Annotated in this window: 23 protein-coding genes; 14 read left to right on the top strand and 9 right to left on the bottom strand. The window is 31.9% G+C overall.

All coding sequences use genetic code 11. The annotated features are described in order from the left end of the window. Nucleotides 1-14 precede the first annotated feature (14 nt). Both G0Q09_RS03375 and G0Q09_RS03380 read right to left on the bottom strand, forming a co-directional pair. Nucleotides 15-431: an OsmC family peroxiredoxin gene (locus G0Q09_RS03375; protein WP_115000360.1), complete on the bottom strand. Its 417-nt coding sequence runs from the start codon at nt 429-431 to the stop codon at nt 15-17. 246 nt (nt 432-677) lie between these two features. Next, nucleotides 678-1,694, bottom strand: coding sequence for a YCF48-related protein (locus G0Q09_RS03380; RefSeq protein ID WP_219033968.1), 1,017 nt, complete (start codon nt 1,692-1,694; stop codon nt 678-680). Between the two features lie 184 nt (nt 1,695-1,878). Here G0Q09_RS03380 and glsA point away from each other — a divergent pair, with 184 nt between their 5' ends. The 5 genes from glsA to G0Q09_RS03405 all read left to right on the top strand — a co-directional run bounded on the left by glsA (nt 1,879) and on the right by G0Q09_RS03405 (nt 7,192). Beyond that, nucleotides 1,879-2,820, top strand: a complete 942-nt coding sequence (gene glsA / locus G0Q09_RS03385; protein ID WP_371875726.1) for a glutaminase A — start codon at nt 1,879-1,881, stop codon at nt 2,818-2,820. Nucleotides 2,821-2,826: 6 nt separating this feature from the next. Then, complete coding sequence (locus G0Q09_RS03390; RefSeq protein ID WP_219033970.1) at nt 2,827-3,720, top strand: LysR family transcriptional regulator; 894 nt, start codon at nt 2,827-2,829, stop codon at nt 3,718-3,720. A 73-nt stretch (nt 3,721-3,793) separates the two neighbouring features. After that, complete coding sequence (locus G0Q09_RS03395) at nt 3,794-4,753, top strand: YeiH family protein (protein WP_115000367.1); 960 nt, start codon at nt 3,794-3,796, stop codon at nt 4,751-4,753. Between the two features lie 52 nt (nt 4,754-4,805). Then, a complete protein-coding gene (locus G0Q09_RS03400; RefSeq protein WP_219033971.1) occupies nt 4,806-5,513 on the top strand; it encodes a peptidylprolyl isomerase in 708 nt (235 codons plus the stop codon). Between the two features lie 29 nt (nt 5,514-5,542). Further along, on the top strand, nt 5,543-7,192 hold the full coding sequence (locus G0Q09_RS03405; protein WP_219033972.1) for a B12-binding domain-containing radical SAM protein: 1,650 nt from the start codon (nt 5,543-5,545) through the stop codon (nt 7,190-7,192). A gap of 57 nt (nt 7,193-7,249) precedes the next feature. Here G0Q09_RS03405 and G0Q09_RS03410 read toward each other — a convergent pair whose 3' ends face one another. The 5 genes from G0Q09_RS03410 to G0Q09_RS03430 form a co-directional block, all read right to left on the bottom strand. Then, the gene (locus G0Q09_RS03410; RefSeq protein ID WP_219033973.1) at nt 7,250-8,656 is read right to left on the bottom strand and encodes an efflux transporter outer membrane subunit; all 1,407 of its coding nucleotides are present in this window, start codon (nt 8,654-8,656) and stop codon (nt 7,250-7,252) included. 2 nt (nt 8,657-8,658) lie between these two features. Continuing rightward, nucleotides 8,659-11,814: an efflux RND transporter permease subunit gene (locus G0Q09_RS03415; RefSeq protein WP_219033974.1), complete on the bottom strand. Its 3,156-nt coding sequence runs from the start codon at nt 11,812-11,814 to the stop codon at nt 8,659-8,661. A gap of 13 nt (nt 11,815-11,827) precedes the next feature. Then, nucleotides 11,828-13,069, bottom strand: coding sequence for an efflux RND transporter periplasmic adaptor subunit (locus G0Q09_RS03420; RefSeq protein ID WP_219033975.1), 1,242 nt, complete (start codon nt 13,067-13,069; stop codon nt 11,828-11,830). Between the two features lie 7 nt (nt 13,070-13,076). Further along, complete coding sequence (locus G0Q09_RS03425; RefSeq protein WP_219033976.1) at nt 13,077-13,571, bottom strand: GbsR/MarR family transcriptional regulator; 495 nt, start codon at nt 13,569-13,571, stop codon at nt 13,077-13,079. A 229-nt stretch (nt 13,572-13,800) separates the two neighbouring features. Continuing rightward, nucleotides 13,801-14,361, bottom strand: a complete 561-nt coding sequence (locus tag G0Q09_RS03430) for a hypothetical protein (RefSeq protein WP_219033977.1) — start codon at nt 14,359-14,361, stop codon at nt 13,801-13,803. Nucleotides 14,362-14,553: 192 nt separating this feature from the next. Between G0Q09_RS03430 and G0Q09_RS03435 the strand changes: the two genes are divergently transcribed. Then, nucleotides 14,554-15,087, top strand: a complete 534-nt coding sequence (locus G0Q09_RS03435) for a hypothetical protein (protein WP_219033978.1) — start codon at nt 14,554-14,556, stop codon at nt 15,085-15,087. Nucleotides 15,088-15,143: 56 nt separating this feature from the next. Further along, nucleotides 15,144-15,590, top strand: coding sequence for a KTSC domain-containing protein (locus G0Q09_RS03440; protein WP_038330588.1), 447 nt, complete (start codon nt 15,144-15,146; stop codon nt 15,588-15,590). A gap of 73 nt (nt 15,591-15,663) precedes the next feature. On the opposite strand, the gene G0Q09_RS03445 is transcribed toward G0Q09_RS03440, so the two are convergent. Continuing rightward, entirely contained in the window at nt 15,664-16,638 is a 975-nt protein-coding gene (locus G0Q09_RS03445; RefSeq protein WP_219033979.1) for a deoxyhypusine synthase family protein, read from the bottom strand. Between the two features lie 33 nt (nt 16,639-16,671). Beyond that, complete coding sequence (locus G0Q09_RS03450) at nt 16,672-18,054, bottom strand: type III PLP-dependent enzyme domain-containing protein (RefSeq protein ID WP_180904450.1); 1,383 nt, start codon at nt 18,052-18,054, stop codon at nt 16,672-16,674. 415 nt (nt 18,055-18,469) lie between these two features. On the opposite strand from G0Q09_RS03450, the gene G0Q09_RS03455 reads away from it, so the two are divergent. The 7 genes from G0Q09_RS03455 (at nt 18,470) to G0Q09_RS03485 (ending at nt 25,322) form a co-directional block, all read left to right on the top strand. Beyond that, nucleotides 18,470-19,243 (top strand): ParA family protein, encoded by a 774-nt coding sequence (locus tag G0Q09_RS03455; protein WP_219033980.1) that lies wholly within the window; start codon nt 18,470-18,472, stop codon nt 19,241-19,243. 5 nt (nt 19,244-19,248) lie between these two features. Then, nucleotides 19,249-20,139, top strand: coding sequence for a ParB/RepB/Spo0J family partition protein (locus tag G0Q09_RS03460; protein ID WP_038330580.1), 891 nt, complete (start codon nt 19,249-19,251; stop codon nt 20,137-20,139). Further along, nucleotides 20,129-20,707: a DUF5683 domain-containing protein gene (locus G0Q09_RS03465; protein WP_180904451.1), complete on the top strand. Its 579-nt coding sequence runs from the start codon at nt 20,129-20,131 to the stop codon at nt 20,705-20,707. The genes G0Q09_RS03460 and G0Q09_RS03465 overlap by 11 nt, the downstream gene beginning before the upstream one ends. 9 nt (nt 20,708-20,716) lie before the next feature. Next, the gene (gene dapB / locus G0Q09_RS03470; protein ID WP_115000386.1) at nt 20,717-21,421 is read left to right on the top strand and encodes a 4-hydroxy-tetrahydrodipicolinate reductase; all 705 of its coding nucleotides are present in this window, start codon (nt 20,717-20,719) and stop codon (nt 21,419-21,421) included. 26 nt (nt 21,422-21,447) lie between these two features. Then, on the top strand, nt 21,448-23,010 hold the full coding sequence (lepB, locus tag G0Q09_RS03475; RefSeq protein WP_219033981.1) for a signal peptidase I: 1,563 nt from the start codon (nt 21,448-21,450) through the stop codon (nt 23,008-23,010). A 100-nt stretch (nt 23,011-23,110) separates the two neighbouring features. Further along, nucleotides 23,111-23,716 carry a WbqC family protein gene (locus G0Q09_RS03480; protein WP_038330572.1) on the top strand — a complete coding sequence of 202 codons (606 nt, stop codon included), beginning with the start codon at nt 23,111-23,113 and terminating at the stop codon, nt 23,714-23,716. Between the two features lie 4 nt (nt 23,717-23,720). After that, on the top strand, nt 23,721-25,322 hold the full coding sequence (locus tag G0Q09_RS03485; protein ID WP_219033982.1) for a S8 family serine peptidase: 1,602 nt from the start codon (nt 23,721-23,723) through the stop codon (nt 25,320-25,322). Nucleotides 25,323-25,342 lie beyond the last annotated feature (20 nt).

Consider the following 25,342-nt stretch of genomic DNA (forward strand, 5'->3'; position numbering starts at 1 on the left):
TTGATTCTATCAATTTATTCAACTAAAACTGCAGAAATCAACACTTTTTCGAAACTAAATGAAACACTAATCGGACAGGTTTCTTCTGCCTCTTTTGCTATTTTCTGAAATTCTTCATCTGTAATCGAAGGAATACTTGCTGTTAAACTTAATTCTGATCGAACAACTTTTCCTCCTTCAAAAACAATTTTACAATCGGTTTCTAATTTTTCTGCTGTATAACCTGCGTCTCCAAGTAATGCAGAAGTTTTCATTGTAAAACAACCTGCATGAGCCGCTGCCAGAAGTTCTTCTGGGTTTGTTCCTACTCCTTCTTCAAATCGACTTTTGAACGAATATTGCGTATTATCTAATACTGTACTTTGTGTGGTTAATGTTCCTGATCCTTCTGTAACCGAACCATTCCAAACTGCTTTTGCACTTCTTTTCATTTTGAATATTTTTTAGATTGAATTTTATTAAAGTTAAAGATTATGAAATCATAAGAAGAATTAATTCTCAACTTTAAGAATAATTTTAACGAAAAAAGTTCAGATAAAAAATATCTGAACTTTTACTAAAAAAACTACTAACCACCCTTTACTATGAATTGTATTAGGTTATTCAAATTTACTAAGAAACTAATATTTATAAAATTGAAAATCAATTTCTAATCTAATTTTAATTTTAGAAAATCTTTATAACGTAACTTTTCCTATCTTTCCTTTATTCCCAACCAAAATCACATATTTCTTATCTGGCGAAACTGTACACGTATTGTAACTATCTTGTGTAATAGTTGTCCAATTATGTCCTCCATCTGCTGAATAATCCACTCCAGAATATCCACAAACCAAGACTTTATCTTTTGAAATAATTGTTACGCCAGATTTATATCCTGTTGGATATTTCCATGAATCTTGAAAAGCAATTTTACCATTTGTCAACTTAAATTTATAGAAATTATAGCTCGAATCTTCTGGTTTTGTAAAATCTCCACCAACCAAATATCCTACATTATTTGTTGCGTCATAAGCCATTCCATTAATTCCAGAAGTAGAACTTTTTGTTTTCTCTAACGCATACATTTGACCACCTTTTGGCGTATAATAGTATAAATTCGATAGCTCTCCTCCTGTCACAATCAAGGTTTGCTTTGCATCTACATACAAATTACTTCCACTTGAAGCAAAAAAAGCTTCTTTCGGATTTTTTAAACGCAAAGGTTGACCATGAAGCGATTTTGCAACTTCCCATTTTGTCGGATCAGTAATCGAAGACGTTAATACAAATGGTTTATCTGGCGACATTGGATCGCCCAAGACAATAATCTTTTTCGAAGTTTTATCCACATAAATTGCATCTAAAAAAATACCTTTTTCATTATTTTCATACACTTTATTCCATGATTTTCCGCCATCTTTCGTTTGCAAAACATAAGCAGGAGAATCAATTCCTAAAGCTAAATAGTTATCTTTTCCTAAAACTTCTACATCTCTAAAATCTCTATTTTCAACAACTTTCGGGTTAATCCAACTAAATGTTTTACCACCATCTATCGTTTTACCAATTGTATTTTTTGAGCCAGAAACAATAAACGTTTTTGCATCCTGAAAAGCCAAACCTCGGTAACTAACAGACGAATTTTCCTCATTAATCACTTGATAGGTTTGCGCAAAAGACAAACTCGATAACAATAGGACGAAATATTTCATTTTTTTATAAATTTTAGATTCTACATTTTATATAAAACTATTTTATCTCGGCGAATCAACCAAATATTTTTTAAGTTTGTGTTTTACATCAAATAAAATGAAACGATATACATTCTCAACATTACTTCTAAGTCTTACTTTAACATGTTTTAATCCAATTAATCAAACTGTTTATGGACAAAATATGTCAAAAAATAGTTCGAGAAGTTTACAGATTAATGAAAAAACATTAAACGATATTCTTGAGAGAAATAAAGCTTTTTACAAAGAAGGAAAAGTTGCCGATTATATTCCAGAATTAGGAAAAATGCAAGCGGATAAAATTGCTTTTTCTGTAGTTAATGAAAATGGTAAAGTGATAAATGTTGGCGATATCAATCAAAAATTTACAATTCAAAGTATTTCTAAAATCATTGCGTTGATGATTGCTGTTACAGAAAAAGGGGAGAAAAATGTATTTTCTAAAATGGGTTATTTCGGAACAGATAAACCATTTAATCATTACGCAAACCTTGAAACGACAGGAAAACCTCTGAATCCAATGATGAATGCTGGTGCGATTTTAACAACTTCTATGATTGATGGTGAAGGTGAAATTCCTTTCAAAAAAATCCTTGAAATGGTTCGCTACATCACCAAAAATAATTCGATAGATTATAGCAAATCCGTTTATAATTCTGAAAAAGAAACGGGACACAAAAATCGTGGAATGTTTTATTTGATGAAAAATAATGGCTTGATTGAAGGTGATGAAGAAAAGTTGAACAACTATTTCAAACAATGTTCTATCGAAGTAACTGCCGAAGATTTAGCTAAAATTGGTTATTTCTTTGCGCATCAATGCACACGTTTTGATGGTGATGCAACGTATAAAAATCCAGAAATCTCACAGTTAATTCAATCTCAAATGTTGACTGCTGGAATGTATGAATTTAGTGGCAAATATTCACGCACCGTTGGTTTACCAAGTAAATCTGGCGTTGGTGGCGGAATTACCGTTTCCGTTCCAAACAAAATTGGTATCGGCGTTTTCAGTCCTGCACTTGACGAACATGGGAATTCCGCAGCTGGATATCATATGATTTTGGATTTGGTAAAGCAATACAATTTAAGCTTATTTCAATAATTTCTTATGTTCGATTTTAGATTAAAAGTTTTTGATACGGTTGCTAAACGATTGAATTTCACGAAAGCAGCAAACGAATTAAACATAACACAACCAGCTGTTACAAAACACATTAAAGAAATTGAATTAAATCTTAACATTAAGTTATTTGAACGAAATGGGACGAAAATAAAATTGACCAAAGCTGGTGAAATTCTATTAAAATATACAGAAGAAATTTTTTCTGTTTATCAAAAAATGGAATTTGAAATTGGGCAATTACAAGAAAAACAAAAAGGAATTTTACGTTTGGGTGCAAGTACGACAATTGCGCAATATGTATTACCTCCTATTTTGGCAGAATTTCGAAAAAGATTTCCTGAAATTCAATTGAGTTTGGTGATTCAAAATTCGGAAAGAATTGAAGAATTATTAGGAAATCATAAAATCGATGTCGGTTTAATTGAAGCTCAAATCAAAAATAGAACGTTTCATTATTTTCCGTTTATGAAAGATGAAATTGTGTTAGTTTCTCGTCAAAATCATTCTATTTTTACCAAAAATAATATCAAATTAGATGATTTAAAGAACATTCCGTTGGTTTTTCGGGAACCTGGTTCTGGAACTTTAGAAACCATTGATTTAGCTTTAAAATCGAAAAATATAAAGCTAAATGAACTCAATATCGAAATTCAATTGGGAAGTACAGAAAGTATAAAATCGTATGTGTTACATTCTGATGCTTTAGCGTTTTTATCAATTCAATCTATTTTACAAGAACTTAAAAATCAAACTTTAACTATTATTGACATTAAAAACCTTGTGATAGAACGTAATTTCAATTTTATCATTCCAGAAGGTGATCAATCTAAATTGGTGAATTTGTTTATTAATTTTTGCAATAGTTATAACTTAAAGTAATAATAGATTACTTTTTATCATTTCTTTTTGAATAATAAGTACAAGAAATTTGTACCATAAAATTATTCAAATCATGAAAATTATACATTCAGAAAAAGGCTTATTTCAACAATTCACTACACAAAAAGTTATCTTTTTAATTTGTGCATTTCTATGTTTAATGCCTTTTATAAGCTCTCCTATCGCATTAGTTTTAGGATTTGTTGTTGCGCAAATATTTGGAAATCCATACGAAGTACAATCACGAAAAGTATCAAACACTTTACTGAAAGTTGCTGTGGTAGGTTTAGGATTCGGAATGAATATTTTTTCGGCTATACAAGCAGGAAAAGAAGGAATTGTATTCACCGTTGTAAGTATTTCTACGTTGATGATTTTAGGATTTTTATTTACCAAACTCTTCAAAATTGAAAAAGCTACAGGCTACCTAATTTCCGCTGGAACAGCAATTTGCGGAGGAAGTGCAATCGCTGCAATCGCGCCAATTACAAAAGCAAAACCCAATCAAATTTCGGTTGCTTTAGCAGTAGTTTTCACATTAAACTCAATTGCATTATTGATTTTCCCACCGCTTGGACATTTATTCAACTTATCTCAACACGAATTTGGTTTATGGTGCGCTATCGCAATTCACGACACAAGTTCTGTCGTTGGAGCAGCAAGTAAATACGGAGAAGAAGCTTTACAAATCGCTACAACAGTGAAATTAGCTCGCGCACTTTGGATTATTCCATTATCGTTTTTAACCTTATTGTTTTTCAAAAACAACACATCAAAAATTAATATTCCGTGGTTTATTGGTCTATTTTTAATCGCTATTTGTGTGAATACCTATGTACCTTTTGTCCATCAATTTAGTCCAATTATTATCGATCTATCTAAAGCTGCTCTTACGCTTACATTATTCTTAATCGGCACAAGTTTATCATTCAAAATGATGAAAAATATCGGCTACAAACCGTTATTAATGGCGATTATTTTATGGGTAATTATTGGTGTTGGAAGTTTAATTATGATTATGAATTTAGCTTAAAATCATTCAGATTTCTATATTTGTTGTTATCTTTAGAACAAGAAAATTTACAATGAATCATCGATTATTAAAAAATATTGCTCTCGGAATTGGATTTTCAATTTCGAGTTTTGTTTCTGCGCAAACCTATACTTTAAAATTCAAAACTAATTACGGAAAATTTGATGTAATGTTATATGATTTCACTCCCAAACATCGCGATTTGATTTTGAGTGAGATTAATAAAGGAACTTATACAAATGCACAATTTAACAGAGTTGTGAAAGATTTCGTCATTCAAGGAGGCGAATTAGATGATCCTATTTTGGCGCGAGAAGCCGAACATCCAGAGCAAAAACCGATTCGTTTAGCGCCAGAATTTAATCCGAAAGCTTTTCATAAAATGGGAGCTTTAGGTGCTGGTCGAGATGGAAATAAAGAAAAAGCTTCTTATTACAATCAAATTTATTTTGTTGTAGGAAAAAAAATTACAGCGAAAGAATTAGATGATTTGGAAACTAAAAAAGGAATCAAATTTACAGCAGAACAACGCGCTGAATATTTAAAAAATGGCGGACAGCCTCGTTTAGATCATGATTTTACAGTTTTTGGAGAAATTACAAAAGGTTTAGACAAAGTCATGAAAATTAGTGAATTTGAAACAAAGAACGAATTACCATTAGAACCTGTTATTTTTTCAATCAAAGTGAAAAAGAAAAAAACGCCTACAAAATATAACAAAACAAGTGTTTCTTTGGGCGGTACAGCGATAGGTTTTTAATTATTATTTTTGCAAATCAATTACAAATTATGCAATCATCAATTTTATTAACGACTTTAAACGCAAAATATATTCACCTCAATTTGGCAATTCGTATTTTGTACGATTTAAATCATCATCATGGAAATATTTTTTGGAAAGAATTTACGATTAAATCTGACTTTGATGAAGTTGCAGAAAAATGCGTTAAATACAATATTATCTGTTTTAGTTGCTACATTTGGAATATTACGCAGACGTTAGAAGTTTGTAAACGAATCAAACAAATTTCTCCTGAAACTAAAATTTTGTTGGGTGGACCAGAAGTTAGTTACGAATATGATGATGTGATTGCAAATGATTATATCGACTATATCATTGTAGGTGAAGGAGAAATTCCGTTCGAGGAATTTGCAGCAAATTATCCCGCAATAGAAAATGTACCGAATTTAGTTTACAAAAAAGAGAACAAAGTTGTTTTCAATGCACAAAATATTCAATTTGATATTAATCGATTAAAAGGTCGAAATCCTTATCAATACGATAATCCAGCGGATTTGGAAAAGAAGGTTTGTTACATCGAAACTTCTCGTGGATGTCCTTATAAATGTGAGTTTTGTTTAGCAAGTTTAGACAATAAAATGCGCTATTTGCCGATGGAAACCATTAAAGAAAATTTGTTGTATTTGATGAAGCATGGAAAAACAATTAAGTTTTTGGATCGAACATTTAATATAAAACGTGATTTTACGATCGAATTGTTTCAATTTATTTTGGATCATTATCGTGAAGGAAATGTTTTTCAGTTCGAGATTACAGCAGATATTGTTCATCCTGATATTATAAAATTCATCAACGAAAATGTTCCAAAAAATCTTTTCCGTTTCGAAATCGGAATTCAAACCGTTAATCAACAAAGTAATCGAGAAGTTTCGCGCAAGCAAAATTTTGAAAAAACGTCAAATGTTATCAATCAATTGAAAGATCGTATTGAGATGCATTTAGATTTAATTGTTGGTTTACCTTTGGAATATATTGATGATTTGAAATTTAGTTTCGAAGAAACCTTTAAACTATATCCACCAGAATTGCAATTAGGTTTTCTGAAATTTCTGAAAGGGACTCCAGTTCGTCAAAAATATGAAAACTATGGTTACCATTTTGATCCAATGCCGCCTTATCAAATTATAAAAAGTGATTTTTTAAGTGAAAATGATTTAGAAAATATTACTGCTTTAGAAAATGCTCTGGAGATTTATTGGAACAAACCAAGAACGCCAGAAACGCTGAAATATATTAGTCAAAAGTATTCTATTTTCGATTATTTGATGGGATTAGGACAATATTTTGAGCAGCATCATTTGTTTCACAAACATACCTTGAACGATGTTTTTCAAACGATTTACGATTTTGCGCAAACATTTACAAACGACAAAATTATATTAGAATTAATCGCGATTGATTATTATAGTTTTCATAAATCAAAACCAAAAGATTTATTTGAAATGGAACAAAAAATTGAAGAAGATTTGAGTGAACTTGCTTCTCATCCAAAAAGTAAATTTGTTTCGATTCCAATTTCATTTGATTATCTAATTTGGAAAGATGAAAATCGAATTGAAGAAACTACTGAAAATTGGTTAATAGAATTTGTAGGAACTTCTCACAATATTATTCATTGCGAAGTTTTAGAGAAATAGAAGTATAAAAAAACCTCTCAAATATTTGAGAGGTTTTTTTCTTAAGATTAGAATTGCTTATTGCCATCCACCTCCAACAGCGCGATATAATTCGACCATTGATGATAAAGATGATAATTTCGCATCAACAACATTCAATTCAGCATTCAACCCATTGTCTCTTGCTGTAATTACTTCTAAATAGTTTGCCATACCGTAGTTTAACAATTCTTCAGAATAGGTAATTGCTTGATTGTATAATTGATATTCTTTTTGTTTATATTCAGCTTTCTTCGTTGCTGCATCGTATGTGTATAACGCATCAGAAACCTCTTTACTTGCATTTAAGATTTTGCTTTTATAATTAATCAAAGCATTTTCTTGATTTGCTAAAGCAACTTCTTTTTGCGTACGCAATTTACGTTGTTGTAACAAAGGTTGAGTTAAGCTACCGATCACCGTTGCAAATAAAGATTGCGCACTAAATAATTTATCAATATCAATTCCTTGTACACCACCTGTTGCAGTAATAGAAAGAGAAGGATAAAAACTTGCATTCGCAACGTTAACATTCTCAAAAGCGTTCATCAATCCAAACTCTGCAGCTTTGATATCAGGACGATTTTCTAATAATTGAGCTGGAACACCAACAGATAATTTTTCGTCAATTTTTTGAGAAGCTAAGTTTGTACGATTAATAGATTGAGGATTTGTTCCTAACAAAATACTCATCACATTTTCATTCATCTTAATTCCATTTTCAACGTCAACCAATAATGATTTCACATTGAACAATTGCGCTTCTGTTTGGTTAACTGCAACTTCTGTTACATTCCCAGCTTCTTTCAAAGCTTTCGTTGTTTCTAAACTTTGCTCGCGGTTGATTAAAGTTTTATCTAAAATTCTTTTTTGCTCATCTAAAGCCAATAAGTTGTAATATGCATTTGCAATAGATGCAACAATTTGCGTTTTTACCGCTTTGTGTGCTTCTACAGTTTGCAAATAAGTTGCTGCAGATGCACGTTGATTACTTCTAATTTTACCCCAAATATCTGCTTCCCAACTTAAGTTCCCTGAAACTTCGTATTGACTTTGTGCACGTTTTGACATCAATGCACCAAATTGAGTATTACGAGAGTTTTCTGTAAACGTATATTTCGGACCTACAGATAAAGTTGGTAAATAACCTGCTTTACCTTGTTTAGCATACGCCTCAGCAACTGCAATATTTTGCAGTGCTGAACGTATATCTAAATTATTTTGTAAACCTTGATTAATCAAAGCTTGTAATTGAGTGTCTGTAAAAATTTGTTTCCAAGAAACAGTTGCAACACTTGCACTGTCTTTTGCAATAACATCTGTTCTGAAATTTGCTTCATTTACAACAGCTTCAGGACGATGATAATCTTTTGCTACGAAACAAGACTGAACAGCAAACAATCCAGCTGCGATTAAAGTAATATTAAATATTCTGTACTTTTTCATTTTTAGATTGAATTATTATGTTCAATTTCTTCTTGTGGACGATCAAATTTAACTGGTTTAACTTTTTCTTGTAATGTTTGGAAAACAACAAACAATACTGGAATAACAAATAAACCTAAAATTGTACCTACCAATAAACCAAATGCTGCTCCAGTAGCTACAGAACGGTTACCAGCAGATGATACACCTGTTGCAAATACTAATGGCATTAATCCTAAAATAAAGGCAAAAGATGTCATCAAAATTGGACGTAAACGAGCTTTAGCTCCATCTATAGCTGCCTGAACAATTGACATTCCGTGTACACGTCTTTGTAAAGCGAACTCTACAATCAAAATGGCATTTTTAGCGAGTAACCCAACCAACATGATTAAGGCAATTTGGAAATAGATATTATTTTCTAATCCAGCTAACCATTGAGATAAATACGCCCCCATCATACCACAAGGAACAGATAATAATACTGCGAATGGTAAAACATAAGATTCATATTGTGCAGATAAGATAAAGTACACGAATACGATACATAAAGCAAAAATCATTGCTGTTTGAGAACCTGAATTAATCTCCTCACGAGTAAGACCTGTAAAGTCAGTACTATAAGAAGTAGATAATGTTTGTTCAGAAACTTGATTAATTGCTGTAATCGCATCACCTGTAGAGAATCCTGGTTTTACTGCTCCTGTAATATTAGCTGATGTAAATAAGTTGAAACGGTTAACAGAGTTAGGACCATACACACGTTTTAAAGTCACAAATTGTGAAACTGGTGTCATTGAACCTGCATCCGTTTTCACGAACATTTTATTTAAGCTTGTTTCATTGATACGATCATCTGGTGAAGCTTGAATGTACACACGGTATTGTTTACCAAAACGTGTAAAGTCAGCTGCATATAATCCTCCAATATATCCTTGTAAAGTTGAGAAAATAGAACTTACTGAAACACCAGATTGTTTTGCTCTTTCAATATTAACATCGATTTCGTATTGAGGAAAACCTGTGTTTAAAGATGTTTGAGCATACATAATTTCTGGACGTTGCATTAAAGCACCAATATATTCCTTTGCAACTTTATCAAAATCAGCAATATCTCCACCTGTTTTATCTAATAATTTCAACTCGAAACCAGAAGACATACCAAAACCTGGAATTGATGGTGGTTGGAAGAAAATCATTTGAGCATCAGGAATTTGAGCTGCAGCACCAAATAATTGTCCAATGATTGATTGTACTGATAAAGCATCTGTTGTACGTTCTTCGAATGGCTTCAATTTAATGAACATCATACCATAGTTAGAACCAGCTCCAGAAATAATAGAGTTACCCGAGATAATTGTTGCTTTATCTAATCCAGGAATTTTTTCAATTTTTTTCTGGAATTCTTTTTCAACTTCATATACACGGTCCATAGAAGCACCCGCTGGTAACTCGATATTACCAATAATAAACCCATTATCTTCAGTTGGTACGAAACCTGTTGGCATCATCTTTCCAACACCCCAAATTCCTAAACCACTTACAATAATCAATAAGAATGAAATCCATTTGTGTTTAATTAAAAATTTGAATGAATTACCATATTTATGTGTCATACGATCAAATGAAGCATTGAAAGCATCAAAGAATCGCTGAATAAAGTTACGTTTTTGCTCTCCTTCTTGATGTGGTTTTAAGAATAAAGCACACAATGCTGGAGATAATGTCAAGGCATTTAATGCCGAAATTAAAATGGCAACAATTAAAGTAATACCAAATTGTTTGTAGAATACTCCGGTTGGTCCTGAGATAAATGTTACTGGTACGAACACCGCACACATTACTAATGTAATTGAGATAATCGCTCCAGAAATTTCATCCATCGCATTTTTCGTTGCATCCATAGGAGCTTCGTGATGAGACTCCATTCGAGCATGCACGGCTTCCACAACAACAATGGCATCATCCACCACAATACCAATGGCGAGTACTAAGGCAAATAACGTTAATAAGTTTAACGAGAATCCTGCCAAATTAAGGAAAAAGAATGTACCAATAATAGACACTGGTACCGCAATCAATGGTACTAATGTAGAACGGAGATCTTGTAAGAAAATATATACAACAATAAATACTAAGATAAACGCCTCTATCATTGTGTGAACAACTTTAGAAATAGACGCATCTAAGAATGTATTTGTATCCATTAAGATAGTGTAAGAAACTCCTTCTGGTAATAATTTAGAAGCTTTTTCTAACTCAGCTCTTAAGTTTACAATAATTTCTTGTGCATTAGATCCTGGCGTTTGATAAACAGCAAATACAGCAGAAGGATCTCCATCCATTGCAGAACGTCCTGCATAAGATTGAGCACCAAATTCTACATTTGCTACATCTTTTAATCTTAGAACCTGTCCGTTTGGTAAAGATTTAATAACAATATTACGATATTGATCTTCTGTCTTGTATCGTCCAGAATATGTAATTGTATATTGGAATGACTGTCCAGAGTTTTCTCCTAACGAACCAGCAGCAGCTTCAAGAGATTCTTGAGATAAAGCTGCAGAAACTTCAGAAGGAACTAAACCATAACTTGCCATACGAGAAGGATCTAACCAAATACGCATAGAATAAGTCATCGCACCAAACACAGTTGCATCCCCTACACCGTTTACACGTTTTAAGGCTGGAATAATATTGATGTTCAAATAATTTTGAAGATAAATCTCATCGTATTTGGGGTTTGTTGAACTAAACGAAGCAAACATCAATGCTGATGTCTGTTGTTTTTGTGTCACAACCCCTGAACGAGTTACCTCCGAAGGTAATAATGGTGTAGCACGTGCCACACGGTTTTGTACGTTTACCTGTGCGATATCTCCATCTACACCTGGTTTAAATACAACATCAATAGAAGCAGAACCGTTATTAGAGGCAGTAGAAGAAATATAATCCATTCCTTCAACCCCATTCACCTGTTCCTCTATCGGGATAATTACAGACTCCATTACTGTCTTTGCATTCGCTCCGGGATATGAAGCAGAAATTTTTACAGTAGAGGGTGCAATATCTGGATATTGTGTTACCGGAAGCGATATAAGCCCCAGTATACCCAATATCAATATAAGGATAGAAATTACCGTAGATAATACGGGTCTTTCAATAAACTTTTTTAACATATCTATTTACAATTTAGAATACCGTTTTTGTAGATTCTACGATTTGATCAAAGTTTGCTGGAGTTGGTTTAACAGCTGTTTTATCACGTAGTTTTCCTACACCTTGTGCAACAACTTTATCACCTTTTTTCACTCCGTCTTTTACAACTGCCATATTATTCGCTCTTTCTACTACAGTAATTGGCGTTGCGTAAGCTGTATCTTTTGTTACTTTGTAAACATAAGTCATACCTTGTTGTTCAAACGTTGCAGCCTCTGGCACAACCAATACATCAACATAAGTTTTTGGAACACGAATACGCCCTGAGTTACCATTTGCCAAAAGCTTAGCCTCATTATTGAACGTAACACGGAAATCAATTGTCCCTGTTGTTGGATTAATTTGACCAGTTACAGTTTGTATTTTACCTTTCTCAGGATAAACATCTCCATTAGCTAATACTAATTCAACTGCTGGAATTTTGTTTAATTTATCTTTTAAAGTTGATCCTTCAGATTTAGAAATAAAGTTTAAATATTCTTTCTCATTCATAGAGAAATAAGCATATACTCTACTTGTATTTGAAACTGTAGTAATTGGAGTTTGATCCGTAGGACCAACTAATGTCCCTTGACGAGAATTAATAGAACCAACTACTCCACTAATAGGTGCTCTTACAACAGAATAGTCAACATTTGCTTGCGCTCCTTTATAACTTGCTTGCGCTTGAGTAACACCAGCCTGCGCTTGAGACTTAGCCGCTACAGCTTGATTGTAACTCGCTTGTGCTTTTGCTAGATTAGCTTTTGCAGTTTCTAATTGTACATTACTAATAATGTTTTTCTGTACCAAAGGAGTTAATTTGTTCACCTCTACCTGAGCTGCTTGCACTGCCGCTTGCGCTGCACTTACATTAGCCTGAGCCGCTTTTACATTAGCTTGCGCAGCACCAACACCAGATTTTAAAGCATCCGCATTTTGAGTTAAAACATTTGTTTCTAATTTGAACAAAGGCTGACCAGCTTGTACATATTGGCCTTCATCAACATAAACTTCTGTAATGTATCCTTGGATTTTTGCACGAACATCATTATTTACGATACCTTGAATATTTGCAGGGTATTCATCATAACTCGTCACCACTTTCGTAGGCACATCAACTACCGGATAAGGTGTTGGACCTTGTGCTTGTTGAGCAGCAGCATTGTCTTTCTTTCCACAAGAACTCAAAGCTATTGCCAAAGCACCAACCATTATAACGTTAACGTTTTTCATATTACTTTTACTTATTTTCTAGTTGAATTTTATTTATTTTTTGTATTGTTTCGTCTAATATCACTTTTGTTTGATTAAGATGTTCCAAATAGATATCAATTACTCTATTTTCAACATTCTTAGAAAGCGTATTATTCGCTAGTTTATGTTCTTTTATTCGATTTGTATAACCTATATCTTGAGAAATCATTTCAAATAAAAAATCTAATTTCTCTGTCAAATAATTAAAATTTAATCTAAAATATCTTTTTCTAGAGTTAATTTTATTTATGTACTCGATGTGTTTCATCGATAGTAAGTAGTTAATAGAGTTTGATAAGGAACTTTTACTAACATTAAAAATCTCAAGAAGTTCTTCAAACGTGAATCCTTCCTCATCAGACTCTAAAATCATGTATGCTGACAACTTAGCTGTCAATGGAGGAAAACTGTAAGTTCTCTCCAAAAAAGCACTAAAGCTGCAAAAAAGATCCGAATTACATGCTTGATTTTTTATATTCATAATGTGTATAATCTACAAAACCATGCAAATATAAAATAGTTAGTTCGGTTTACACAGAACTAACTATACTTTTTTCGTTATTTAACAATAAATTAAATTAATAATTTGTTAATCCACTATTTTTAAGACTAACAAAAAATAGACCAAACCAATTAATAATAAGTCAATTATAGTAAATTTAATTATTATTTTATACAATATTAGATAAGCAACCTTTTGTTTAAAAGAACTATTGAAGTTTAAAATTTATAGGAGTTTTTCTTAAAAAAGTATTAATTTCATCAATATCGTTCTGGTAATCAAATTTTAAATCTTCATGAAATTTATTAAAAATAGAAAAAATCAATTTCAATCTCCCATGTTGATAGTTGTATAATTTTTCTGCATTATCTCCTATTGTATAAGTTTCAAAAAGATAAGGATAACGATTAAAAGATTCTTGAATGATATATTTTCTCAATTCAAATTCGGAAACTTTATCTTTCGTAATTTGAACATGATAATTCACGATTCCACTCAATGTTTTTAGCGTCAACAACAATTGACGATGACTTCTATTTATATTAATTTGATTAATTAAATGATGAGATTTTTTAAACTGTAAATCAATCTTTACATAAATATTTTTTACACGATCTTGCAGATCATTTTCATCTTCTAATAATTGAAAATGTAAATGCTCTACCAAGGTTTCATCTTTATTGATAAGACGCAAAAGAAGTTTATCTTTTTCTTTTGAAGGAAGATCTAAAATGGAGATTTTCAACTCGGGAACGTCTTTCAATTTCATACTTATTTTGTTTGTTGTTAGCTTGCTTAAAATTACAAAAATATTCGAGAAAATTCATTTTACACAAAACGATTAAATCATATAAATAATGTATATTCGAAAAAATAAATCATAACCTAAATGCCAAAATCACTCAAAATCTACATCATTTCTTCAGTTCTCCTCATTTTATTTTTATTGAGTTTAAACCTTATGGGGTTGAATTTAAAAGGAGAATATACCTATCAAATTCTTGCTTGGACTTGGATTATTTTCACCTTTTACATCGTTATTAAATTTTGGAAAATTATCTATATCAAAATTTATGGTTTTTTACTTTTTGCTTTAGTTGGATTGAGCATTTTACCAATGGCAATTCCGTTTCTATCTATCGTTAGTTTTTTATTCAATATGAATACAATTCAAACCATTAAAGTAAATGATGAATATAAAATAGTAGTTACGAAAAAAGTTATGGCAATGAAACGTGCTTATATCTATAATTCTGAATCTAAACTTCTTATTTTAGAAAAATCACAAAATATTGCGAGACCTGATTATAGTGACATTGTTTCTGAAACATTAAATATTAATTCTGATGATCCAAAGCGATATGAATACGTAAATGAACCTATTCAACAAGCTAAATTGGTTTCTGTAAACAAGGATAGTATTGGAATTGAATATCAAATTCTCAACAAAAAGAAAATTATTTATCATAATCTTAACGAAACTTATGGATATTAAACGTATTTCGTGATTTATAATCCGTACTTTTGCACTCCGAAAAATGGATTATAATTATGAAAAGCGTTGTAGAACACAGAAAATTACTTGGAGTTGATAAAAATGTAACTCTAAAAGAGTTGAAAACAATTTACAGAAATACGATGAAAGATGCGCATCCTGATAAATTTATCAACGACGAAGCAGGTAAAATAGAAGCTGAAGAAAAAAGTAAAGTTGTGATCGAAGCATACCACTTTTTAGTAAGTATTAATCCTGAAACGCACGAAAAAAATAAAGAAGAATATACGATTACAACTGCAAAATCTAACATTCATGATTTTTATATGGATGAACAAATTTTGAAAGTAGAACATTTAGATGGAAATCATTACGAATATTTCGGTGTTCCTAAAAACACTTACATCAAAATGGTAAATTCTGACTCTCCAAGCCGTTTTGCAAGAAGACATATCTATGGAAAATTTACGCATAGAAAAGCTGGTGAAGCAATGAAAGATTAATTATCGGAACGATATATAACAAAAAAACCACTTCAATCGAAGTGGTTTTTTTATGCTTAATATATTCTATTGATTAGTTTCCTAAAATATAGTTGAAAATCAATGGAGCAACAATAGTCGCATCAGATTCTATCATATATTTTGGTGTATCAACATCTAATTTACCCCATGTAATTTTCTCATTTGGAACTGCTCCAGAATAAGATCCGTAAGATGTTGTAGAATCAGAAATTTGACAGAAATACGCCCAGAAAGGAACATCTGTCCACTCTAAATCTTGGTACATCATTGGAACAACACAAATTGGGAAATCTCCAGAGATACCACCAGCAATTTGGAAGAAACCTACACCTTTACCATCAGAATTAGCACGATACCACTCTGTTAAGTAAATCATGTACTCAATTCCAGATTTTACTGTAGACGCTTTTAAATTTCCTTTGATTACGTTAGACGCAAAAATGTTTCCTGTTGTAGAGTCTTCCCAACCTGGACAAACGATAGGTAAATTTTTCTCAGCAGCAGCAACAATCCAAGAATCTTTCGGATCAATTTCGTAGTATTGCTCTAAAACTCCAGAATTTACAACTTGGTATAAAAATTCGTGTGGTAAATAACGCTCACCTTTTTCTTCTGCTGCATGCCAAACATTCTCTAAATGCTCTTGTAAACGACGAAAAGCCTCCTCTTCTGGAATACAAGTATCTGTAACACGGTTGAAGTGTGTATCTAACAATTCGCGCTCTTGCTCTGGTGTTAAATCACGGTAATTTGGAATTCTTTTATAGTGAGAATGCGCAACTAAATTCATTACGTCTTCTTCTAAATTTGCTCCTGTACAAGAAATGATGTGCACTTTATCTTGGCGAATCATTTCCGCTAATGAAATTCCTAATTCAGCAGTAGACATTGCTCCACCCAAAGAAATTAACATTTTACCACCTTCTAACAAGTGTTGCTCATATCCTTTTGCAGCGTCAACTAAAGCAGCTGCATTAAAGTGTCTATAGTTATGTTCTATAAACTGACTGATTGGTCCTTTACTCATTTTATTTGTTTTATATTTTATTAAAAATTCTAATTATTTATATCCTAATGTATTCAACACATCTTGATGCGTTTGTTCTTCTGAATATACTTTTGCTTCATAATTTTCGTCAATCAAAATATATTTGGGCTGAGGAATTAAACAGTGATTAATTCCACCAAAACCACTAATATTATCTTGGTAAGCTCCTGTATTAAAGAAACCGATATACAATGGTTTTGCTTGATCATATTTCGGAAGATAAATGGCATTTACATGCTGTTCTGAATTGTAATAATCGTCAGAATCACATGTTAAACCTCCTAATAATACACGTTCATACTTATCGTACCAACGGTTAATTGGCAACATTACAAATCGTTTCGAAATTGCCCAAGCATCTGGCAAAGTTGTCATAAAAGAAGAATCGATCATATCCCAATACTCTTTATCATTTTGTTTCTTTTGATAAAGAATTTTGTAGACTACTCCTCCACTTTCTCCTACTGTAAACGAACCAAATTCTGTAAAAATATTTGGAACAGGAATTCCTTCTTCATCACAAATCATTTTAATTTGCAACAAGATTTCTTTCGCCATGTATTCGTAATCATATTCGAAATTCAACGAATTTTTGATTGGGAATCCACCACCAATATTCAAACTATCTAATTCTGGACAAACTTTTTTAAGGTTTACATAAACTCTCAAACATTTTGTCAACTCATTCCAATAATACGAATTGTCTTTAATTCCTGTATTAATAAAGAAATGAAGCATTTTCAATTTAATGCGTTCATTAGGTTTTACCATTGTCTGATAAAAAGGAACAATATCCTTGTAACCAATTCCTAAACGAGAAGTATAAAATTCAAATTTTGGTTCTTCTTCCGATGCAATACGAATTCCGATTTCAAAATCACCTTCAATTGCCTCAGAAAACAAATCAACTTCCTCGTAATTGTCAATTACTGTAATCGTTTTACGATGTCCGCTATTTACCAAACGAGCAATATTTTCTACATATTCCTCACGCTTGAAACCGTTACAAACAACATATTGATCGTCTGTAATCAAACCTTCTCCAATCAAATTTTCGACAATATTAATGTCAAATGCAGAAGATGTCTCAATGTGAATATCGTTTTTTAATGCTTCACCTAAAATGTGACGAAAGTGAGAACTTTTTGTACAATAACAATAATTGTAAGTTCCCTCATAGTTTAACTCTTCACGCGCTTTTTCGAACCAACCTTTCGCTTTCTGAATGTTTTGCGAAATTTTAGGCAAATATGTGAATTTTAATGGTGTTCCATGTTCTTCGACCAAAGCTTTTAGGTCAATTCCATTAAATTTTAAGTACTCTCCATCTAATTCAAATTCATCTTGTGGAAAGTCAAATGATTGCGTGATTAAATCTATGTATTTAGTTTTCATTATGCTTTATAAATGTTACGTGTGTTTAATAATTCTAAAAATTTTGCAAAAAAATTAGGGTATTACAGACGTATCGCATAATATACATTGCGAAGCAATAAGGGGAAAGAATAATTCTTAAATTCGTTTCTATTCATTAAAACTACTGCGTTAAAGCTCTTTCTATTCTCAACGCTTTCGAATAAAAGGTTAAAACTCATCAACTTTTTTTATTAAAAAAATTATAAAAATACTTGTCGCAAATATAAGTTTTTTAATTCTGTTAAAAAGATAAAATAATATTAAAATTTAGCTTTACAGAACTGATGTTTTATGATGTAAAACAAATATTCAACAATTATTCAAAAATTTATTTTTTCTTTAAGGTTTAGCAAGGTTAAATATTGTATTTTTGAAATCGTTTTGAACGTAAATTATGGGTAAAATTATTGCTATTGCTAACCAAAAAGGTGGTGTTGGTAAAACGACAACTTCGTTAAACCTTGCCGCTTCATTAGGTGTTTTAGAGAAAAAAGTTTTATTAATTGACGCAGATCCGCAAGCAAATGCAACATCTGGTTTGGGTTTTGATTTGGATGAAATCGAAGCTGGAACCTATGAAGTATTGGAAAATGAAGTGCTTGCGAGCAAAGCTATTTTAAAATCAGAATCGCCAAACCTAGACTTGATGCCTGCTCATTTAGATTTAGTTGCTGCCGAGATTGAGATTGTAGATTACGAGAACCGCGAATACATGTTAAAAAACGCGCTATCAGAAATCAAAGATCAATATGATTATATTATTATAGATTGCGCGCCTTCACTTGGTTTAATTACTTTGAATGCGCTTACAGCTGCAGATTCTGTGATTATTCCTATTCAGTGCGAATATTTTGCATTAGAAGGTTTAGGAAAATTATTAAATACGATAAAAGGAATTCAACAACATCACAACAAAGAACTGGATATTGAAGGTTTATTGTTGACGATGTATGATTCGCGTTTACGCCTTTCTAATCAAGTATTAGACGAAGTGAACAATCATTTTCCGCAAATGGTTTTCAAAACAATTATTACTCGAAATGTACGTTTGTCAGAAGCACCAAGTTTTGGCGAAACAATTATTCAGTACGACGCAGCAAGTAAAGGTGCAGAAAATTACTTAAATTTAGCGCGTGAATTTTTAATTAACAACAACGATACAGTTTAAATAAAATGGCAAAGCCAAACAAAAATAATCGCTTAGGACGTGGATTATCTGCTCTATTAAAGGATGAACCAACTGTAAAAACAGCACAAGATGAAGGTGCAAAGAAATTGGTTGGAAACATTTTGGAAATAGATTTAGAAAAAATCACCGCGAATCCTTGGCAGCCACGAACTAATTTCGATAAAAAAGCTTTAGAGGAATTGGTTTCGTCTATTCAAACATTAGGCGTTATTCAACCGATTACGATTCGTAAAAAACCAACTGGTGAATATGAATTGATTTCTGGTGAAAGACGTTTTCGCGCTTCACAATTAGCTGGTAAAAAAACAATTCCAGCTTATGTACGTTTAGCAAATGACCAAGAAATGCTGGAAATGGCATTGGTCGAAAATATTCAGCGTCAAGATTTAGATGCGATCGAGATTGCGCTTTCTTACCAACAATTGATTGATGAAATCAAGTTAACACAAGAAGAATTAAGTAAACGTGTTGGGAAAGACAGAACGTCTATTACCAATTATTTGCGTTTATTAAAATTAGACCCAATTATCCAAACAGGAATTCGTGACGGAATGATTTCAATGGGACACGGTCGCGCTTTAATGGCTATTGATGATACTGATTTACAATTTGATATTTACGAAAAAATTGTCAAAAACAATTTATCTGTTCGCGATACAGAACGTTTAATCAAATCGATAAAAGAAGGTAAACCTGAGAAAAAAGCAACAAATGAATTACCTTCTCAGTACAAAGAAGCATTAAGTTCTATTTCAAATTCATTGAATACGAAAGTTGAAATAAAACGTGCAAATAATGGAAAAGGTAAAATAATTTTGAATTTTACTTCTGATGATGAGTTTGAACGATTAAGAAAATTTTTAAATGAGAATTAAAGCATTCTTACTTGGATTAACGATCTCTTCGACGTTTGCTTTCGGTCAAGTTAAAACGGATTCTTTAGTCGTTGTCGAAAATAATGTTATTGTAAACGATACAATGAGCGTAACTAAAGAAGCATTAATGGAGAAAAGTCCAATTAGAGCCTCTTTGTATTCGGCTATTTTACCTGGTGCTGGACAATTGTATAACAAAAAATGGTTAAAAGCACCTATTGCGCTTGGTTTAGTAGGTACAGGAACAGGTTTTACGATTTATTACAATAATTTGTACAAAAAATACCGAAAAGCTTATATTGCGGTAAGAGAAGGAACACCAAACGAATTCACAGGAATTTTATCTGCAGAGCAATTGGCAGTTATTCAAGATGATTACAAACGAAAACGCGATTATAGTGTCGCTTTAACTGCATTAGCTTATTTATTAAATATTGTAGATGCAACAGTAGATGCGCATTTATTCACAGTTCGTAATGACACAGAAATGTCATTCAAACCAACAGTCATTCAAGATGAAATGACATTAGAGCCAGTTTTAGGATTGGCATTTAACTTAAAATTTTAGAAATTACAGATGAAAATTGCATTAATAGGATACGGAAAAATGGGAAAAGCCATTGAAGAAATTTTAATTCAACGCGGACACGAAGTTGTACTTAAAATATCTCGTACTCCACTTGCGGAAGAATTAAATAATGTTGAAGTTGCAATAGAATTTTCGAGACCAGAATTCGCTTACGACAACCTTAAAGTATTACTTGAAAATAAAATCGCAACAATTTGTGGAACAACAGGATGGTTAGATAAACAAGAAGAAATTAATCATTTAGCAATTTCAAATAACACCGCTTTTTTATATGCTTCTAACTTTAGTTTGGGCGTTAATTTATTCTTCGAATTAAATTCTATTTTAGCTCGAATGATGAATAAATATCGTAACGAATACCAAATTAATCTAGAAGAAATTCATCATACACAAAAGCTTGATGCACCTTCTGGAACAGCGATTACAATTGCAGAAGGAATTATTGACAATTCAACATATAATTCTTGGTCGATGGACGAAAAAGCAAAAGACATTATTCCAGTTGAAGCAAAAAGAATCGAGGATGTTCCCGGAACACATATCGTACAATATAACTCTGATGTAGATACTATTGAGATTTCTCATACGGCGCATTCTCGCAAAGGTTTTGCCTTAGGTGCCGTGATTGCTGCGGAATGGATTTGGAATAAACAAGGTGTTTTCACAATGAAAGATGTACTTGAACTGAACTAAATTAAAATACTAAATATCAAAAACTTATGCATGTACTAATTTACTGGTTAATTGGTTTTATTATTGCCAATATAATCTTTGGAGCTGCAACTTGGAAATTATATAAAAATGCTGGAAAGCAAGCAATTCAAGCTTATATTCCTTTTCTAAATATCTGGAAAGGTTTAGAAATTATCCATCGTCCAAAATGGTGGATTATTCTATTTTATTTGCCAATTGTTGGTCCTATTTTTTGGTTAGTATTCTTTGTTGATTTAGGAGATTCTTACGGAAAAATTGAAACAAAAGACAAAGTCATTATGGTTTTGACTTTAGGTTTATACATTTTTGCGGTTAATTATTCTGATAATCCAAAATATTTAGGTCCAGAAAAACGCAAACCAACATTTGTTTCTTCCTTAATTTTTGCCCTTGTTTTAGCAACTTTGGTTCATAACTGGTTTATTCAACCAATGATTGTTCCAACAGGATCGATGGAAAATACAATCAAAATTGGTGATGCTTTATTTGTAGAAAAAGTAAGTCATGGAGCGCGTGTTCCTATGACACCAATCGGAATTCCATTCTCAGAATTTATTTACCGTGATGGTTTTATCGACAAAGCACGCCTACCTTATATGCGTATTCCAGGTTGGAGAGATTTAAAATCGAACGACATTGTTGTCTTCAACTATCCTACAGATTCTATTTACAATGCGATCGATCGTAAAGATGCTTATGTAAAACGTTTAGTTGGTTTACCAGGAGAAACTGTACAGATTCGTAATGGAGTTTTATATGTAAACGATAAAAAATTCATTCCGAAAAAAGATGCACAAGTTCAGCATGCTTATACAGTTGTTGTAAAAACTCCTTTCAGTGATAAATTATTATACGATAATTTTGGAATCATAAGTACAGATTATAATGCTGCAAAACAAAGCGACGGAACATTTATTTATCAATTTGCAGCTTTGACTGATGCTCATGTTACAGCAATGAAATCTAATGCAAATGTAGTTTCTGTTGAACCTATTTTACAACCTGTAGGTGAAAAAACGGAACATATTGTAAATGGAAAAATTGATAGTACAAACACTATTTTTCCAGTAAACAAAAACTGGAATCCTGATCAATACGGACCTTTATACATTCCGAAAAAAGGTGATGTAGTTGATGTTAACAAAGAGACTTTAGCGCAATATATTAACATTATTCGTCGCTATGAAAACAATACATTAAGAGTTGATTCTACAAACGGTAAGTTTGATGTATTTATCAATGATCAAAAAACAGATAAATACGAAATCAAACAAAATTACTATTTTATGGTTGGTGATAACAGAAATCAATCATTAGATGCACGTTTCTTTGGTTATGTTGGAGAAGATCATATTATTGGTCGTCCTATTATGATTTGGGCAAATATGAACGGAATGTTCGAGCCTGCTGCTCCTAAGAAATTTATTTGGAATCGTTTCTTTACTTCAATAAATAATGATAATCCGGACAAAACTTCGTACGGAATTTATGTTCTAATTGCCTTAATTGGTTGGATTGGATATGATATTGTAAAAGCTCGTAAAGAGAAAAAGAAGAACAAATATTAATAAAAAGAGCGATTAAAATCCTCTAAATTATAAAATTAACAACACTATAAATGTGCATTATAAGCTACTTGTAATGCACATTTCCATATAAAATAATAGAATGAAAAATACGTTTGCAGCTTTTTATTTTGGACCGATTGATTACTATGCAGAAATGGTAAAAAGCCAAACTTTGGATATCGAAGTTCAAGAAAATTTTCAAAAGCAAACTTACCGTAACCGCATGTATATTTTGGGCGCAAATGGTAAATTAATGTTGAATATTCCAATTTTACACAACGGAACACGTTTGTTCAAAGATTTGCAACCTTCTTATGAATATGATTGGCAAAAAGAACACATCAAATCGTTAAAATCAGCTTATCAAAGTTCTCCATATTTTGAATATTATGAAGATGAAATTATTCCAATTTTAGAACAAAAAGAGAAATTTCTTTTAGATTTTAATCTAAAAACAATTGATTTCATCAACAAGAAATTAAGCTTAGATTTGGATATTTCTAAAACTGAAACCTATCAAGATCTGAATCCTGAAAATGATTTCAGAAATCAATTTTCTGCTAAAAAAGCACCTCAATATAACTTACCAGAATATGCACAAGTTTTTGATGATAAATTTGAGTTTATAGAAGGTTTGAGTATCTTAGATTTACTTTTTAGCGAAGGACCAAGTGCCGCAGTATATTTAAAAAACTTAATAAAATAACAACATGAGAAAATTATTTATTGCTTTAGGATTTGCCTTTACATTAGGGTTTGTTCAAGCACAAACAACAGAAGTACCAAAAGAAAAATGGTATCATGCAGGTGTAGAACAAACAGGTGTTTATGGTGTAAATACTGATCAAGCTTTACAATTCTTAAAAGACAACAAAAGAAAAGCAAATACAATTATTGTAGGAGTTTTGGACAGCGGTGTTGAAAATTTTCACGAAGATTTGAAAGCAAATATGTGGTCAAATCCAAAAGAAATTCCAGGAAACGGAATCGATGATGACAAAAATGGTTACATTGATGACGTACATGGATGGTCTTTTTTAGGAACAGCAAAAGGAATCAATTACAATGATGATACCACTGAATTAACACGTGTTTACAAAGCTTTATCATCTAAATACGCAACTTTCGATCAAAAGAAAAATCATGAAGCTATTGTAAAAAATCCTACTGAATATGCTGAATTTCAAAAAATTGAAAAAGAATATTTAAGCGCTGTAGGAAAAGCAAAATATAACCAACAAGTTGCTCAATCTAAATTGAATGCTGTTGAAGGTGGTGTAAATAAAATGGTTCTTGAATTTGGAGATACTAAATTAACTAAAGATATTTTAAAAAATTACCAACCAACAGATTCTCAAATCTTAGAAGCTTTATGGATTTTTGGTGAATTGAAAGAAGAGCAATGGGTTGGGAAAACGATGAAAGAAGTTTCGAATACCTATTTAGGAGCTGCTCGTCGTGCTGCGAAGGGAGATGCTTTATCTTCTCACTTAAATTTAGATTTGGTTGATCGTAAAGATGTTGACAATCCAAATGATAAGAAAGAGCGTTTTTATGGAAACGGAGATTCTAACGGACCTGAGTCTTCTCACGGAACTCACGTTGCTGGAATTATCGGTGCTGTAAGAGGAAATAATATCGGTTCTGAAGGAACGACTGGAGGAAATAATGTAAAAATTATGTCGGTTCGTACAGTTCCAAATGGAGACGAACGCGATAAAGATGTTGCAAATGCAATTTACTACGCAGTTGACAATGGAGCAAAAATCTTGAATATGTCTTTCGGAAAACCTTATTCTCCTGATGCAGATTTAGTTTGGGATGCGTTCAAATATGCTTCTGATAAAGGTGTTTTAATCGTTAAAGCGGCTGGAAATAGCAACGAAGATATTGATGTTCATGTACATTATCCAACTAATTTTAGAAATGGAAATGTTGTTTCTAAATCTGTTCTTACGGTTGGTGCTTCTACTAAAGATCCAAATGCTTTAAAAGCTCGTTTCTCTAACTATGGTAAAAAATCGGTAGATGTTTTTGGACCAGGACAAGAGATTTATGCAACATATCCAGGGGTTGATCAATATCGTTTCTTAAACGGAACTTCTATGGCTTCACCTGCTGTTGCTGGTGTTGCAGCATTGGTTTGGTCACATTATCCAAAATTAACTGCAGAAGATATTCGTAATATCTTAATGGAAACAGTTAATAAAAATGAGCAATTAAAAGAGATTTCTGTTGCTGGAGGTGTTGTAGATTCTTACAAAGCTGTACAAAAAGCTGAAGAAATTTACAAACAACGTAAATTGAAATAATTTTAAATTTAACACAACAT

The sequence above is a fragment of the Empedobacter falsenii genome, assembly GCF_019308355.1.
Lineage (GTDB): Bacteria > Bacteroidota > Bacteroidia > Flavobacteriales > Weeksellaceae > Empedobacter > Empedobacter falsenii_B.

What these genes read in the sequence shown, in the direction of transcription:
- G0Q09_RS03405 (WP_219033972.1), top strand. Translation starts at nt 5,543, where the DNA reads ATGCAATCATCAATTTTATTAACGACTTTAAACGCAAAATATATTCAC.
- G0Q09_RS03420 (WP_219033975.1), bottom strand. Translation starts at nt 13,069, where the DNA reads ATGAAAAACGTTAACGTTATAATGGTTGGTGCTTTGGCAATAGCTTTG.
- glsA (WP_371875726.1), top strand. Translation starts at nt 1,879, where the DNA reads ATGTCAAAAAATAGTTCGAGAAGTTTACAGATTAATGAAAAAACATTA.
- G0Q09_RS03375 (WP_115000360.1), bottom strand. Translation starts at nt 431, where the DNA reads ATGAAAAGAAGTGCAAAAGCAGTTTGGAATGGTTCGGTTACAGAAGGA.
- G0Q09_RS03400 (WP_219033971.1), top strand. Translation starts at nt 4,806, where the DNA reads ATGAATCATCGATTATTAAAAAATATTGCTCTCGGAATTGGATTTTCA.
- G0Q09_RS03455 (WP_219033980.1), top strand. Translation starts at nt 18,470, where the DNA reads ATGGGTAAAATTATTGCTATTGCTAACCAAAAAGGTGGTGTTGGTAAA.
- G0Q09_RS03430 (WP_219033977.1), bottom strand. Translation starts at nt 14,361, where the DNA reads ATGAAATTGAAAGACGTTCCCGAGTTGAAAATCTCCATTTTAGATCTT.
- G0Q09_RS03390 (WP_219033970.1), top strand. Translation starts at nt 2,827, where the DNA reads ATGTTCGATTTTAGATTAAAAGTTTTTGATACGGTTGCTAAACGATTG.
- dapB (WP_115000386.1), top strand. Translation starts at nt 20,717, where the DNA reads ATGAAAATTGCATTAATAGGATACGGAAAAATGGGAAAAGCCATTGAA.
- G0Q09_RS03450 (WP_180904450.1), bottom strand. Translation starts at nt 18,054, where the DNA reads ATGAAAACTAAATACATAGATTTAATCACGCAATCATTTGACTTTCCA.
- lepB (WP_219033981.1), top strand. Translation starts at nt 21,448, where the DNA reads ATGCATGTACTAATTTACTGGTTAATTGGTTTTATTATTGCCAATATA.
- G0Q09_RS03485 (WP_219033982.1), top strand. Translation starts at nt 23,721, where the DNA reads ATGAGAAAATTATTTATTGCTTTAGGATTTGCCTTTACATTAGGGTTT.
- G0Q09_RS03410 (WP_219033973.1), bottom strand. Translation starts at nt 8,656, where the DNA reads ATGAAAAAGTACAGAATATTTAATATTACTTTAATCGCAGCTGGATTG.
- G0Q09_RS03395 (WP_115000367.1), top strand. Translation starts at nt 3,794, where the DNA reads ATGAAAATTATACATTCAGAAAAAGGCTTATTTCAACAATTCACTACA.
- G0Q09_RS03425 (WP_219033976.1), bottom strand. Translation starts at nt 13,571, where the DNA reads ATGAATATAAAAAATCAAGCATGTAATTCGGATCTTTTTTGCAGCTTT.
- G0Q09_RS03480 (WP_038330572.1), top strand. Translation starts at nt 23,111, where the DNA reads ATGAAAAATACGTTTGCAGCTTTTTATTTTGGACCGATTGATTACTAT.
- G0Q09_RS03435 (WP_219033978.1), top strand. Translation starts at nt 14,554, where the DNA reads ATGGGGTTGAATTTAAAAGGAGAATATACCTATCAAATTCTTGCTTGG.
- G0Q09_RS03415 (WP_219033974.1), bottom strand. Translation starts at nt 11,814, where the DNA reads ATGTTAAAAAAGTTTATTGAAAGACCCGTATTATCTACGGTAATTTCT.
- G0Q09_RS03380 (WP_219033968.1), bottom strand. Translation starts at nt 1,694, where the DNA reads ATGAAATATTTCGTCCTATTGTTATCGAGTTTGTCTTTTGCGCAAACC.
- G0Q09_RS03465 (WP_180904451.1), top strand. Translation starts at nt 20,129, where the DNA reads ATGAGAATTAAAGCATTCTTACTTGGATTAACGATCTCTTCGACGTTT.
- G0Q09_RS03440 (WP_038330588.1), top strand. Translation starts at nt 15,144, where the DNA reads ATGAAAAGCGTTGTAGAACACAGAAAATTACTTGGAGTTGATAAAAAT.
- G0Q09_RS03445 (WP_219033979.1), bottom strand. Translation starts at nt 16,638, where the DNA reads ATGAGTAAAGGACCAATCAGTCAGTTTATAGAACATAACTATAGACAC.
- G0Q09_RS03460 (WP_038330580.1), top strand. Translation starts at nt 19,249, where the DNA reads ATGGCAAAGCCAAACAAAAATAATCGCTTAGGACGTGGATTATCTGCT.